The organism is Microbacterium sp. LWH10-1.2 (assembly GCF_038397765.1).
In the GTDB taxonomy this organism is placed as follows: domain Bacteria; phylum Actinomycetota; class Actinomycetes; order Actinomycetales; family Microbacteriaceae; genus Microbacterium; species Microbacterium natoriense.
Window position 1 is genome coordinate 2,037,893 of record NZ_CP151638.1, and the last position, 13,452, is coordinate 2,051,344.

Genomic DNA, 13,452 nt, shown 5'->3' on the forward strand with positions numbered 1-13,452 from the left:
TACGAGGAGCTGCGAGCACGCCGTTCGTCACCACTCAGCGTCCCTGGGCGAGCGCTTTGAGCAGGTACTCGCCGTACCCGCTCTTGCGAAGCGGCTCGGCACGCTCGCGGAGCTCCTCGTCGGTGAGGAAGCCCATACGCCACGCCACCTCCTCAGGACAGCCGATGGAGAGCCCCTGGCGCTTCTCGACCGTGCGGATGAAGTCGGTCGCCTCGGCGAGGGAGTCGAACGTCCCTGTGTCCAGCCACGCCGTGCCGCGCGTCAGAAGCTGCACCTTGAGCTTGCCGCGCTCGAGGTACTCGCGGTTGACATCGGTGATCTCGAGCTCTCCGCGAGGCGATGGCTTGAGGTTCTTCGCGATCTCGATCACATCGTTGTCGTAGAAGTAGAGCCCGGGCACCGCGTAGTTGCTCTTCGGCCGCTCGGGCTTCTCCTCCAAGGAGACCACCTTGCCGGCCTTGTCGAACTCCACGACGCCATAGGCCGTCGCATCATCGACCCAGTATCCGAAGACGACGCCGCCATCGAGCTCGGTGTACTGGCGGAGCTGGGTACCCATGCCCTGGCCGTAGAAGATGTTGTCGCCGAGAACGAGCGCGGCGGAGTCGGAACCGATGTGCTCCTCCCCGAGGACGAACGCCTGGGCGAGGCCGTCCGGAGAGGGCTGCGTCTTGTAGGTGATCGACACGCCGAACTTCGACCCGTCGCCGAGCAGACGCTGGAACGCCTCGGCGTCGTGCGGCGTCGTGATCATCAGGATGTCGCGGATTCCCGCGAGGATCAGCGTCGACAGCGGATAGTAGATCATCGGCTTGTCGTAAACCGGAACCAGCTGCTTTGATACGCCAAGGGTGATCGGATGCAGCCGGGAGCCTGTGCCGCCGGCGAGAATGATGCCACGCATGTTGACTAGTCTCCCTGATCGTCCCCACCTGAACAAACGCTCCGAGTCTTGCGACACGCTCCCGCTACGCTGGATCCCATGCAGAAACTGCTCGTCACCGGCGGTGCCGGATTCATCGGCTCGAACTTCGTGCACCACGTCATCGAGAACACCGACGCCCATGTCACTGTCCTCGACAAGCTGACGTACGCGGGCAACCGCGCCTCGCTCGACGGACTTCCAGACGACCGTCTGCGCTTCGTCGAAGGCGACATCGCCGATGCCGAGCTGGTCGACGGCCTGTTCGCCGATGTCGATGCGGTCGTGCACTACGCCGCGGAGTCGCACAACGACAACTCGCTGCACGACCCGAGGCCCTTCCTCGACACGAACATCATCGGCACGTACACGCTCCTGGAGGCTGCACGTCGTCACGATCGCCGCTTCCACCACATCTCGACCGATGAGGTGTACGGCGATCTCGAACTCGACGACCCCGAGCGGTTCACCGAGTCGACCCCGTACAACCCCTCATCCCCGTATTCGTCGACCAAGGCGGGCAGCGACCTCCTCGTCCGGGCGTGGGTCCGCTCCTTCGGCGTGCGGGCGACGATCTCGAACTGCTCGAACAACTACGGGCCCTACCAGCACGTCGAGAAGTTCATCCCGCGTCAGATCACCAACGTGATCCGCGGCATCCGCCCCAAGCTGTACGGCGCGGGGCTCAACGTGCGCGACTGGATCCACGCGGACGACCACTCCTCCGCGGTGCTGACCATCCTCGACCGGGGCGAGATCGGTGAGACGTACCTGATCGGCGCCGACGGCGAGAAGGACAACAAGTCCGTCGTCGAGCTCATCCTCACCGAGATGGGGCAGCCCGCCGACGCCTACGACCACGTCACCGATCGTGCGGGCCACGACCTCCGCTACGCGATCGACTCCACCAAGCTGCGCACGGAGCTCGGCTGGACGCCGACGTTCGGTGACTTCGAGTCCGGTCTCGCGTCGACCATCGCGTGGTACCGCGACAACGAGGCCTGGTGGGCCCCGTCGAAGGACGCGACCGAATCGTTCTACGCGTCCAAGGGCCAGTGATGACCGAGTTCGGCAAGTCGCTCTCCTTCACGGAGACGACGATCCCCGGGCTGCTCATCGCCGAGCTCCCTGTTCACGGCGACTCCCGCGGCTGGTTCAAGGAGAACTGGCAGCGCGAGAAGATGGTCGCCGCCGGCCTTCCCGACTTCGGTCCTGTCCAGAACAACATCTCGTTCAACGATGAGATCGGCACCACCCGCGGAATCCACGCGGAACCCTGGGACAAGTGGGTGTCGGTCGCGACCGGTCGCATCTTCGGCGCCTGGGTGGACCTCCGTGAGGGACCGACGTTCGGCGCGGTGTTCACCGCCGAGATCGACCCCTCTCGCGCGATCTTCGTGCCCAGAGGCGTCGGCAACTCCTACCAGACCCTCGAATCGGATACGGCGTACGCCTACCTCGTGAACGACCACTGGTCGGCGGATGCCGAGTACTCCTTCCTCAACCTCGCCGACGAGACGGCCGCCATCCAGTGGCCGATTCCGCTCTCCGAGGTGGAGATCTCCGCGAAGGATCTCGCTCATCCGCGCCTGGCCGATGTGACCCCGATCCCTCCGAAGAAGACCCTCATCGTCGGAGCGAACGGCCAGCTGGGCCTCGCCCTGCGTGACCTCTTCGGAGACTCTCCCCGTTACGACTACGCGGGACGCGACTCCATCGACCTGGCCGATCCCGCGTTCCTCTCCTCCCGGCGCTGGCGCGACTACGACACCATCGTGAATGCCGCGGCCTACACGGCTGTGGACCTCGCGGAGACGCCCGATGGCCGTGAGGACGCCTGGGCCTCGAACGTCACCGGCGTCGCCGCGCTCGCCCGTGTCGCCGCTGCGCACGGCATCACCCTCGTGCACGTCTCGAGCGACTACGTCTTCGACGGCACGAAGGACGGGGCCTATGTCGAGGACGACGCGCTACGACCACTCGGTGTCTACGGTCAGACCAAGGCCGCTGGCGACGCGATCGTGAGCACCGTTCCCCGTCACTACATCCTCCGCACGTCCTGGGTGATCGGCGAGGGAAAGAACTTCGTGAGCACCATGGCCTCGCTTGCAGAACGCGGGATCGATCCGAAGGTGGTCGACGATCAGGTGGGCCGGCTGACGTTCACGGACGACATCGCCCGTGCCGTGTCTCACCTTCTGGGCGCAGGTGCGGCCTACGGGGTCTACAACGTCACCGGATCAGGAGAGCCCCTCTCCTGGGCCGATGTCGCGCGGCGCGTCTACGCGCTCGTCGGCAGCGATCCCTCGCGGGTCACCGGGGTGAGCACCGAGGACTACTTCGCGTCCGCGACCACGCCGATCGCTCCCCGTCCACGCAACAGCACGCTGGACCTCACGAAGCTCGGGGCGACGGGGTACGTCACGGAAGACGTCGTCGACGGTCTCGAACGATATCTCGCCCGCGGCTGAGCATCGAACACTCTCTCGCGGCAGACCGGCTTCATGCCGAACGGCCGGAGGATCGTGTTCTGCGCTCCTCCGGCCGTCGCTATTTGACGACGACGGACCGGCAACCGAGAAGCGTGTGTGAACCCGCCCCGTTGTTGATTCCGAACACGCACACCTGGTGTGTGCCAGGGCTCATGTCGATCTTCTGAGAGAAGCCGTGCCGGGTACCGGTTCCGGGATAGGCCGCAGCGACATCCGCACGCTCCAGGTCGGCGACGTACGGGACCCCGACCCCGTCGACGTACATGTGCACGGCGATGGGATCAGTCGTGTCCGGGTCGAGGGTCCAGCCCGCCACGATCGCCGATCCCTGGCCGCCGATGAGCGCCTCGAAGTTGCCGATGGGAGCGCGTCCGAGATCTCCGGAGGGCGAGCCGACCGTCACGTCACGGCACCCGAGCAGAGTGTGAGGTCCCGGCCCCGTGTTGATCGCGTAGGCGCAGACCGTGCTCTTTCCCTGAGGGAGGGTCGCGGTGATATCGAAGCCGTGCGCGGCCCCGTACGCGGGGAAAGCCCCCGCGATGTCGGAGCGAGTCCTGTCCGCGACGTAGGCCGTACCGGAGGAGCCGACGTACACGTGCACCGGGATCGATGCCTTGGTGTCGGGGTCCAGTGCCCAACCGGCCAGGTTGACCGTGTTCGACGTCACGCGGAAGAGCTCCAGGGACCCCACGGGAGAACGCCCGAGCTCGGGCAGCGGCGGCACGACATTCACGTCACGGCATCCCAGAAGGGTATGCACCGATCCCTTGGTGTTGATCGCGTAGATGCAGAGGGACGACTTCCCTGTGGGAAGTTTGATCGTCTCATCGAATCCATGGTTGTCGCCGTAGCCCGGATACCCGCTGCCGACATCCGTTCTCTTCTTGTCAGCCGTGTACTCCGTGCCACTCGCGCCGACATATGCATGAACCTTGATGGGCTTGCGGGTGTCAGGGTCGAGAGCCCAGCCGCCGATGCGAGCCGTGTCGCCGTCGACCTGCACGCTCTCCAGCGATCCGATCGGCGTGCGGCCCTTCTCGGGCATGTCGGCGACTGCGACGTCTCGGCACCCGAGAGACGTGTTGCCGCCCTGGGCGTTGTTCATGGCGTACGCGCAGACCGTGGCGTTGTCGGTGCTCACCACGAAGGTCGCATCGAATCCGTGCTTGTCCCCGTATCCCGGGAAAGCACTGGCGATGTCCTGACGCGACTTGTTCGCGTCGAATGCCTGTCCCACTCCGGCGACGTAGAAGTGGACCTTGATCGGATCGGCGGTGTCGGGATCGAGAGCCCACCCCGCCGCGGTCACCGTTCCGTCCTTCGACGTGAGCGCTTCGAAGGAGCCGACGGGGGGCCGCCCCTTCTCCTCGATCACCGCGCCCTTCACCTCGACCGTCCGACATCCGAGGACGGTCGTGCTCCCCGGACCGAGATTCATGGCGTAGACGCAGACCTCATGACTGCCCTTGGTCGCGGGCACAGAAAGACTGAAGCCGTGCTTGGAACCGTTTCTCGGGTAGGCGTTCCCGATATCCGCCCGTTCGCGGTCCGCCTTCGTCGCCTGGCCGACGCCGTCCACGTACACATGAACGTCGATCGGCTCGGCCGTGTCGGGGTCCAGCGCCCATCCGGCGACGTCGATGCTCGACACCTGGGGTGAGACCTGTTCCAACGCGCCTATGGGCGGCCCCGTCAGAGCGACCATTCGTTTGCAGCCCATCGTGCGGTTCTTGCCGGCACCGATGTTGATGGCATAGACGCACACGTCGTACTCACCCGCAGAAGGTGGCTTCACCTCCGCCATGAATCCGTGTCTGCTGCCGAAGTTCGGATAGATCCGTCCGATATCCGCGCGCTCGAGGTTCGCCTGGAACGGGAACCCGGCGGCTCCGACGTAGACGTGGATCGCGACCGGGTCCGTCGAGTTGGGGTCGATCGCCCAACCGGCAGCGACGATCACTCCGGGTCTGGTCTCGAAGATCTCGAGTCCCCCGAAGGGGTCGTCTTTCGATACCCCCTGCGTCGAACCGAACCAGTCGGTGAAGTAGTTGTAGAAATTCCGGTTACCGTAGGCGGAGCATCCGTCGCCTTCGCCGTAGCCGGCGCGGAGGGCGGCCGCGTTGGGCTGATACGGGGTGTAGTAGTACAGCGCCGATGTCGCCTTGTTCGCGACGAAGACCGGTGCGCTGCCGCAGTTCCTCTCCGGGTACGGGCTGAAGAGGATGTTCCACGTCTTGCCCGGGGCGTAGTACGTGAAGTATCTGCCTTCCATGTAGATCTGCATCTGACGGGCCGCCCCGTAGATCTGGTGGAAGAAACCGACGAACTTCGGGTCACACGGGATGCCGCCGTCAGGGCAGCCCTGTCCGAGCGCAGCTCGGAACCTCTTCCCGCTCGGCCATGTGTGCGTGACCAGGCCCTGTTCCTTCTGGAGCATCACGATGAGAACCTGCGGGTTGATCCCGCAGCTCTGAGAAACGCGGTAGATGATCGTCGCCGCGCTCTCGTTCGGCGCACCGGTGTAGCCCGAGCAGTAGGAATCGGCCGGCCGATTGACGGTGGACATCCTGAAGTCCTTGAGGCAGACGATCGGCTGCCCCTCCTCATCGATCCCTCCGAGGCAGCGACTGACCTTGCTGTTGAAGAACGACTGGATCTGCGCCTCGGTCATGGCGTTCTTGTCGGTGAACACGGCATCGCTGATCAGATTGCCCGGATCGAACCCGTCGAGAGTCATCGGCTTGATACCCGACAGCGCCCCTGTCGTCGGGACGGAAGCGGATGGCGCTGCGACCGCGGCCCCTGTGGGGACGAGCACTCCGAGCACGAGAGCGGCGACGGCGATGAGACTCGCCATGGTTCGTCGGGGCACGAAGAAGCGATGCGGACGCGGGGCCTGTCCAGTCATGCGCTCAAGTCTGACGGAAGATTCCCAGGAAAGGGCATCTGACACGCATGATCACGCGGAACAGCGGCCCTCAGAGATCGGCGTGCAGTCCCCACACACGCTCGGCCGAACTCGCCCAGGAGAAGGATCGGGATCGGTCGGCGCCGAGCACGCTGAGCCGCCTCGCACCCGAGCCGAGTGCATCTGCGACGGCCTCCGGGATCTCCGACTCGGCGACGACCGCTCCCCCGTCGGCGATCACGTCGCGGTGCACGCCGCTGGCCACGGCGATGACGGGCACGCCGAGCGTCATCGCCTCGACGACGCGCCAGGGCCAGGCGGTCTCGTCGGCGGTCGCGACGAAGGCAGCGGCACCCGCGAAGATCGCGGCTCGGTCCTCCACTGCGAGGGCTCCACGGATGTGGGCGCGGGACTCGGACAGTCCTGCCGCGGCAGCAAGCTCCGCGAGACGCGGCTCTGAACCCTCTGGCACGTCGAGCACCACGGCGTCCGCATCGACGGCGGCCGCCGCGGCGAACCCCGCCGTCAGCGACGAGGCCGTCCCCGTGAGCACGATGTACCGGGCGGGGAGCGAGAGCGCTGCGCGCCGTGCCGACGCATCGAGCGGGACGACGAGCGCCCGTGGGGCGGCTCCGGGGATGACCCTGATGCGATCACCGAGCTTGCTGAGCGCCGCGAGCCGCTCGGCGACCGCGTGCGAGGGGACGACGACGGCGTCCGCGTGCTTCACGGCCCTGCGCAGCATCCCGCGCTGCCAGACGACCGTCGACTTCGACAGCGTCTCGGGCGCCTCCCAGGCACGCAGGTCCCACAGCGTCACCGTGGTCTGGTCGTTGTCGTGCACGCGATCGTGCCGGACGAGCGGAGCCATGAGGGATGCCGAGTGGATGAGGCCTCCGCCGACGCCGGGCGCGAGTCCCATCTGCCACGACGCCGCGAGTTCGCGGCGCGCGAGGCCGAGCGTGCGCACGTCGGCCATGCCGGCGATGGACACGGTCGATCCCGACGGCACGATCGCCTCCACCCCGCACCCGGAGGGCGCGGTCTCGACCAGACCGGCCGCGAGATCGAGCGCCGCGGAGGCGTGGTCGGCATCGGCGACGTGCACGAGTTGATCCAGAACCACACGCAGCCGAGCACCCATGCCCCCAGGGTAATCGCGGTGCCGCCGGGAACCTGGGAGCCCGGCCCGCATGGCCGCCGATTCCCGGCATCCGCTCACGCGCACAGGCGCCTTCGTGCTTGAATGCTCGCATGAGCGACGGGCGTCTTCCGGTACGTCGCCGGTGGCTCCGTTGGACCATCGGCGTTCTCGTGACCCTCCTCCTCCTGGCCGTCGGCTGGGTGACCGTGCGGGGAATCGGGGCCGTGAACGACCTGCAGCAGGTCGCCGCCTCATCCGGTCAGCTGAAGAAGGCGATCGGCGACGGCGACCTCGAGAAGGCGGCGACCGTCTCCCAGCGCATCGCCCACCACGCCGGGTCCGCCCACGACCTCACCTCCGACCCGGTCTGGCATGCCTTCGGATTCGTCCCGTGGATCGGCCCCAACTTCACCGCGGTGAGCGACGTCGCGGAGATCGCCGATGACATCGCGACAGACGCGCTGAACCCCGTGCTGAAAGCGGCAGGGGATCTCGATCTCGCGAGCCTGGGGTTCTCGAACGGGACCATCGATCTGACGCCATTCGCCAAGATCGAGCCGTCGCTCGCGGATGCCGACGCGACGCTCGCCTCGGCCGTGACGAGGGCACGCCAGATCGACGCCGACGCGACGCTCCCTCCCCTCGCGGACGCGGTCCGCAAGCTGCGCACCACCGTCACGCAGGCGGCGACCGTCGTGGGGTCGCTGCACGGCGCGTCAGCGCTCCTGCCGAGCATGCTCGGCGGTGAAGGACCGCGCAACTATGTGATCGCGATGCAGAACAACGCCGAGGTCCGCTCCTCCGGCGGCATCATCGGCGCCATCGCGCTCCTGCACGCCGAGGGCGGGAGGATCACCCTGAGCCAGCAGGCGTCGACGCGCGACTTCCCCGCGCTCGATGCCTCGCTCTCCCTCAGCGAGTCGACCGTCGCACTGTTCGAGGATCGCCCGGGGCGCTACCTGCAGAACATCACCAACATCCCCGACTTCACCGAGGCCGCGCCGCTCATCGCCGCCCGCTGGCAGGGACGCTTCGGCACCACGGTGGACGGGGTGATCGCGGTCGACGCCGTGATGACGAAGAACCTCCTCGCCGTGACCGGCCCGATCGCGTTCGGGCCCTTCACCGCCGACAAGGACAACGTCGTCAGCCTGCTGCTCTCCGAGATCTACGCCGCCGTGCCGGACCCCGCCGTGCAGGACGAGGTGTTCGCCCAGGCCGCGACCGCGCTGTTCGGCGCGACGCTCTCGGGAGCGGCTCCGAAGGATCTCGTCGGAGCTCTCGCCACCTCCGCCGACCAGGGCCGCATCCGCGTGTGGAGCGCCCACGAGGACGAGGAGAGGATCCTCGCCTCGTCGTCGCTGGGCGGTGCGCTCCCGGTCGACGGCCCCAACGGGACATACGTCGGGGTGCTCTTCAACGACACCACCGGCGGCAAGATGGACTACTACACGGATGCCGAGATCACCACGTCGATCGGCTCGTGCCAGGGGCGTCCGACCACACGCGTGCAGGTGACGTGGACCAACGGCGCGCCAGCGGATGCGGCGACAGCGCTGCCTCCCTATGTGACGGCGGACGGCTTCTACGGCGTCGCCGCAGGATCGGTGCGGACGCTGATCACCGTCTACGGGCCCGAGGGGGCGACACCGTCGCGCATCCACCGCGACGGCAAGGAGGACCCCGTGCAGACCGCCACCCTCGGCACACGGTCCGCCGTGCAGCACGAGGTGCTCCTCGCACCCGGCGAGTCGACGACGATCACGGTCGAGTTCCAGGGCGACGGCGCGGGCGCGCGCCTCACCGAGGTGACCCACACCCCTCTCGTGAGGGACCCCGCGATCCATCGTGAGGAACTGCGCTGCGCCTCGTGACATTGCCATGCAGATGATGTAGTGTCGTCTGCACTGGGGAATATCTGGGCCCTATCATCCTGTCGTGGGGACAGGAAGGGCCCACGCAGTCGAATGCAGGGGTGTGTTCGGTTGCGATTCCGCGTGAATTTCTGGGGAGAATCATGCTGAAGAAACTGGCTGCCATCAGCCTTACCGTTGGCGCACTCGTGCTCACCGCACCGGTCGCCGCCAATGCCGCAACGGCCGCGTCCGATTCGTACGCGAAGCCGCCGAGCGTGAGCGTCGACGATCCGATCGTCGACATCTGCGAGGTCTCGACCATCGTCTTCGGCGCCGGCTACTTCCAGCCGTCCGAGCACGTGGGCGTGTCGGTGTCCGGACTCAACGCCGCCGATTCGGCGGTCTCGGGCAACACCGCTGCCGCAGACGGCAGCCTCGTCCTGACGTTCCGTCCGCCGTCCAACGGCGAGGGCTCCTACGGAGTCTCGTTCTCCGGCTCGCGCTCGTACACCGCGACCATCACGGTCTCGCACGGGCACGATGCCGCAACGAGCTGCGACCACGATCCGACGGTCGCATCCGCCGGCAGCGAGCTTCCGCTCACCGGTGGTATGGAGCTCGCTCTGACGGGCGGCAGCGTGTCGCCGTGGATCCTCGGCGGCGGAGCAGCAGCTCTCGTCGCAGGTGGAGCGCTCGTCGCCGTGGGAGTCTCCCGCCGCAAGAGCGCCTAGATCTGATCGCCGCCCTGTGCGGTGATCGACTGGACGACGGTGATCCCTCCCCCTCCGATCACCGTCGTCTGGTAAATCCGGTGGTTCACCGGAGGCCCACGACCGCCCCCTTCACTCTCAGGTGGCGGCCGTGGGCTTTTTCATGCCCGCGTTGCACGAGATGACCCGCCGGTATCAGCTCGGGCCGCAGCCCGCGTCTCATGGGGTCGGCGTCGGAGTCTCCGTCGGCGGGTGCAGCGCATCCTGGATCATCTGGTGGATGGAACCGAAGTCGATGCCCTTCTCAGGCACGCCGTTGTCAGGAGTCAGCTCGATCGTCCTGACCTGCTGCTCCTTCGCCTTCGTCATGAGATCGAAGAACTCGGGCAGCTTGTCCTGGGGCAGGTCGGTGTGCACCAGGGCGGTACCCGCCGCCGCGACCTCATTGAAGCGCGTGAGCACGGTCTGCGGCGTGAACTGCGCCAGAATCGCCTCCTGCAGCTGTCGCTGCCGGAGCATGCGGTCCCAGTCGCTCGTCGTGTACCGCGAGCGGGCGTACCACTGGGCCGTATCGCCGTCCATGGTCTGCTCGCCCGGCTCGATCCAGCCGATCGCCCAGGAGTCCACGTCGTGGGCGCCGGAACCGGGGGGCGGCCCGCCCTTCGGTAGACGCTCGGCGACGGTGATCTTCACTCCACCCAGCGCATCCACGAGGTTCGCGAACCCCTTCATGTCGAGGAAGACGTAGTACGGGATCTTGATGCCGAGGATGCCCTCAGCGGCATCCTTCGTCGCCTCGATCTCGGGGTTGGAACCCTGCGCCGTCGCGTTCGGGTAGAGGCTCGCGCCCTCGTCCTTGCGGCACACCTGCACGGCGTTCGTGAGCTGGTTGATGCCAGGACCCCATCCGCACTTCGAGTCGTTGTGCCCCTCGAAGTAGTTGCGGTAGTCGAAGCCGACGAGCTCCGGATCACGCATCGGGCTGTCTTCGGCGAACGGGAAGTTCGGCATGTCTCGCGGGATGCCGGTGATGGTCACCGCACCGGTGGTCGCGTTCACCGAGACGACCGAGATGCTGTCGAAGCGCATCGAGTCGCGTCCTTCGCCGCTGTCGGCGCCGAGCAGGAGGATGTTGTAGTAGCCGTCGCTGGCGGGGAGACTCGGGCCGCTGCTGCCGAAGATGGTCGAGATCGTGCTGCGCACCGTGCCCACATAGGAGGCGGCCACACCGGTGACCGAACCGACGAGCCCGAGCAGCAGCAGCGTGACGACAGGAAGCGCGAACTTCGACAGCCCCGGGATCTTCACGAGCCGCACGAGTCTCAGCGTGTCGAAGGTGAGGACGATCCACAGGATGACGTAGCCGACGAGCAGCACCTGCACCACGGTCAGGACGACAGCGGAGAACCATCCGGCGCCGATCGTGAGCCACAGCAGCGTGGGCCGCGCGAAGAGCGCGAGGCCCGCCGCGACGATGACCAGGAACCAGGCAGTGAGAGTGGCCCCCAGACCGAAGCGGCCCAGTCGTCGGCTACCCGCCAGGAGCTGGGCGGACCCGGGCAGCAGGACGTTGAGAGCGACGAGCCACCAGCCGCGCTTGATCATGGTCCCGGAGTCGGACACGTCGGGATGCCGCAGCGGGCGCGTCTCGATCAGCGGACGCCCGGCTGCACGCGGCGCGGCCAGCGTCACAGAGACTCCTTCAGCCGTTCGTTCTTGTCCTCGACCTGCGACTCGAGGTCCCGCGCATAGGCCTCGACCCGATCCGCGAGGTCAGCATCAGACGTGCCGAGGATGCGGGCGGCGAGCAGCCCCGCGTTCTTCGCCCCTCCGATGGACACCGTGGCGACGGGGATGCCCGCCGGCATCTGCACGATCGACAGCAGCGAGTCCATGCCGTCGAGATAGGCGAGAGGCACGGGCACCCCGACCACGGGCAGCGGCGTCATCGAGGCGAGCATCCCTGGCAGATGGGCGGCTCCCCCGGCTCCCGCGATGATGACGCGGAGACCACGGCCGCGGGCCTCTCGCGCGTAGGACATGAGCTTGTCGGGGGTCCGGTGGGCGGAGACCACCTCCACCTCGTGCGGGATCCCGAAGTCGGTGAGCGCCTGAGAGGCGTCGCTCATCACCCGCCAGTCGGAGTCGGAGCCCATGACGACGCCGACGAGAGGAGCGGTGGAGGAGTGCAGTGGCTCAGTCACCAGATCAGGCTAAGGTCTCGCGCTGTGAGAACCCCCCAGCGGCACACCTCGACGCGCACTGTCGTCGAGCGGGCGACCGCTCAGACGAAGTGCGCCGCTGCGGCGCGGGCCACATAGACCGCGTCGTCGAGATCGTCACCCGACACGTTCACGTGACCCACCTTGCGCCCAGGGCGGGGCGCCTTGCCGTAGGTGTGGATCTTCGCCGACGGATGCTCTGTCATGGCGGCGGCGAACCGCTCGTCGAGCGTCCCCTCGGAAGGGCCCCCGAGGATGTTCACCATGACCGACCAGGCGGCCCGCGGCGAGGTATCGCCGAGCGGCAGGTCGGCGACGGCACGCAGGTGCTGTTCGAACTGCCCGGTGACGGCGCCGTCCTGGCTCCAGTGTCCGCTGTTGTGCGGACGCATCGCGAGCTCGTTCACGAGGATGCGCTCGTCGTCGGTCTCGAACAGCTCGACGGCGAGCATCCCGGTCACTCCGAGGCCTTCGGCGATCGCACGCCCGATCTCCTCCGCGACCTGGACGAGCCTGTCGGGTGCGGCAGGCGCCGGAGCGATGACCTCGGCGCAGACGCCGTCGCGCTGCACCGTCTCGACGACCGGGTACGCGACGATCTGCCCGCCGGGTCGCCGAGCGACCTGCTGCGCGAGTTCGCGGACGAAGCCGACGAGCTCCTCGACCAGCAGCGCCTCCCCCTCTGCCAGCGCATCGAACCAGTCCTGCGCCTCGTCGGCGGCGCGCACCACTCGTACGCCCTTGCCGTCGTAGCCGCCGCGCGGGGTCTTCACGACCCCCTTACCGTCGTGGGAATCGAGGAAGGTCTTCAGCTCATCGGCATCCCGCACGGCTGCCCATTCGGGCTGCGGCACGCCGAGCTCTGCCAGACGCGCCCGCATGACGAGCTTGTCCTGGGCGAACTGGAGGGCATCGGGACCCGGGTGCACGGAGACGCCCTCCGCCACGAGCGCGCGCAGCACATCCTGCGGGACGTGTTCATGGTCGAAGGTGATCACATCGACGTCCTTCGCGAAGGCCCGCACCGCGTCCAGATCACGGTAGTCGCCCACCGCTGTCGCGGCGAGCTGGGCGGACATGCCGTCGCCCTCTGCGAGCACCCGCAGGTCGAGCCCGAGCTCGACCGCCGGAGCGATCATCATCCTGGCCAGCTGGCCTCCACCGATCACGCCTACACGCAGCGCCATGTGCCGCCTCC

General features: G+C 67.3%; 10 protein-coding genes. 4 read left to right on the forward strand and 6 right to left on the reverse strand.

Annotated features, from left to right (window positions below):
* Positions 1–34 precede the first annotated feature (34 nt).
* Positions 35–904 carry a glucose-1-phosphate thymidylyltransferase RfbA gene (rfbA, locus tag MRBLWH10_RS09800; protein WP_341942547.1) on the reverse strand — a complete coding sequence of 290 codons (870 nt, stop codon included), beginning with the start codon at positions 902–904 and terminating at the stop codon, positions 35–37.
* Between the two features lie 78 nt (positions 905–982).
* Here rfbA and rfbB point away from each other — a divergent pair, with 78 nt between their 5' ends.
* A complete protein-coding gene (gene rfbB, locus MRBLWH10_RS09805) occupies positions 983–1,981 on the forward strand; it encodes a dTDP-glucose 4,6-dehydratase (RefSeq protein ID WP_341942548.1) in 999 nt (332 codons plus the stop codon).
* Positions 1,981–3,393, forward strand: a complete 1,413-nt coding sequence (locus tag MRBLWH10_RS09810; RefSeq protein WP_341942549.1) for a bifunctional dTDP-4-dehydrorhamnose 3,5-epimerase family protein/NAD(P)-dependent oxidoreductase — start codon at positions 1,981–1,983, stop codon at positions 3,391–3,393. Before rfbB ends, MRBLWH10_RS09810 begins: the two co-directional genes overlap by 1 nt.
* A 79-nt stretch (positions 3,394–3,472) precedes the next feature.
* Here the strand turns inward: MRBLWH10_RS09810 and MRBLWH10_RS09815 are convergent, their stop codons facing one another.
* Together MRBLWH10_RS09815 and MRBLWH10_RS09820 are read right to left on the reverse strand one after the other, a co-directional pair.
* Positions 3,473–6,322, reverse strand: coding sequence for a hypothetical protein (locus tag MRBLWH10_RS09815; protein ID WP_341942550.1), 2,850 nt, complete (start codon positions 6,320–6,322; stop codon positions 3,473–3,475).
* Positions 6,323–6,392: 70 nt separating this feature from the next.
* The gene (locus MRBLWH10_RS09820; protein WP_341942551.1) at positions 6,393–7,466 is read right to left on the reverse strand and encodes a glycosyltransferase; all 1,074 of its coding nucleotides are present in this window, start codon (positions 7,464–7,466) and stop codon (positions 6,393–6,395) included.
* Between the two features lie 110 nt (positions 7,467–7,576).
* On the opposite strand from MRBLWH10_RS09820, the gene MRBLWH10_RS09825 reads away from it, so the two are divergent.
* Together MRBLWH10_RS09825 and MRBLWH10_RS09830 are read left to right on the forward strand one after the other, a co-directional pair.
* Complete coding sequence (locus tag MRBLWH10_RS09825) at positions 7,577–9,340, forward strand: DUF4012 domain-containing protein (protein ID WP_341942552.1); 1,764 nt, start codon at positions 7,577–7,579, stop codon at positions 9,338–9,340.
* A 143-nt stretch (positions 9,341–9,483) separates the two neighbouring features.
* Positions 9,484–10,053, forward strand: a complete 570-nt coding sequence (locus tag MRBLWH10_RS09830) for a hypothetical protein (RefSeq protein ID WP_341939710.1) — start codon at positions 9,484–9,486, stop codon at positions 10,051–10,053.
* Between the two features lie 198 nt (positions 10,054–10,251).
* Here the strand turns inward: MRBLWH10_RS09830 and MRBLWH10_RS09835 are convergent, their stop codons facing one another.
* The 3 genes from MRBLWH10_RS09835 to MRBLWH10_RS09845 all read right to left on the reverse strand — a co-directional run bounded on the left by MRBLWH10_RS09835 (position 10,252) and on the right by MRBLWH10_RS09845 (position 13,441).
* A complete protein-coding gene (locus MRBLWH10_RS09835; RefSeq protein ID WP_341939711.1) occupies positions 10,252–11,724 on the reverse strand; it encodes an LCP family protein in 1,473 nt (490 codons plus the stop codon).
* On the reverse strand, positions 11,721–12,188 hold the full coding sequence (gene purE / locus MRBLWH10_RS09840; RefSeq protein WP_341942583.1) for a 5-(carboxyamino)imidazole ribonucleotide mutase: 468 nt from the start codon (positions 12,186–12,188) through the stop codon (positions 11,721–11,723). Before purE ends, MRBLWH10_RS09835 begins: the two co-directional genes overlap by 4 nt.
* 128 nt (positions 12,189–12,316) lie before the next feature.
* The gene (locus MRBLWH10_RS09845) at positions 12,317–13,441 is read right to left on the reverse strand and encodes a 5-(carboxyamino)imidazole ribonucleotide synthase (RefSeq protein ID WP_341939712.1); all 1,125 of its coding nucleotides are present in this window, start codon (positions 13,439–13,441) and stop codon (positions 12,317–12,319) included.
* Positions 13,442–13,452: the final 11 nt, after the last annotated feature.

Coding starts and splice junctions, on each gene's coding strand:
- purE (WP_341942583.1), bottom strand. CDS start 12,188: ATGGGCTCCGACTCCGACTGGCGGGTGATGAGCGACGCCTCTCAGGCG.
- MRBLWH10_RS09845 (WP_341939712.1), bottom strand. CDS start 13,441: ATGGCGCTGCGTGTAGGCGTGATCGGTGGAGGCCAGCTGGCCAGGATG.
- MRBLWH10_RS09810 (WP_341942549.1), top strand. CDS start 1,981: ATGACCGAGTTCGGCAAGTCGCTCTCCTTCACGGAGACGACGATCCCC.
- MRBLWH10_RS09820 (WP_341942551.1), bottom strand. CDS start 7,466: ATGGGTGCTCGGCTGCGTGTGGTTCTGGATCAACTCGTGCACGTCGCC.
- rfbB (WP_341942548.1), top strand. CDS start 983: ATGCAGAAACTGCTCGTCACCGGCGGTGCCGGATTCATCGGCTCGAAC.
- MRBLWH10_RS09830 (WP_341939710.1), top strand. CDS start 9,484: ATGCTGAAGAAACTGGCTGCCATCAGCCTTACCGTTGGCGCACTCGTG.
- MRBLWH10_RS09815 (WP_341942550.1), bottom strand. CDS start 6,322: ATGACTGGACAGGCCCCGCGTCCGCATCGCTTCTTCGTGCCCCGACGA.
- MRBLWH10_RS09825 (WP_341942552.1), top strand. CDS start 7,577: ATGAGCGACGGGCGTCTTCCGGTACGTCGCCGGTGGCTCCGTTGGACC.
- rfbA (WP_341942547.1), bottom strand. CDS start 904: ATGCGTGGCATCATTCTCGCCGGCGGCACAGGCTCCCGGCTGCATCCG.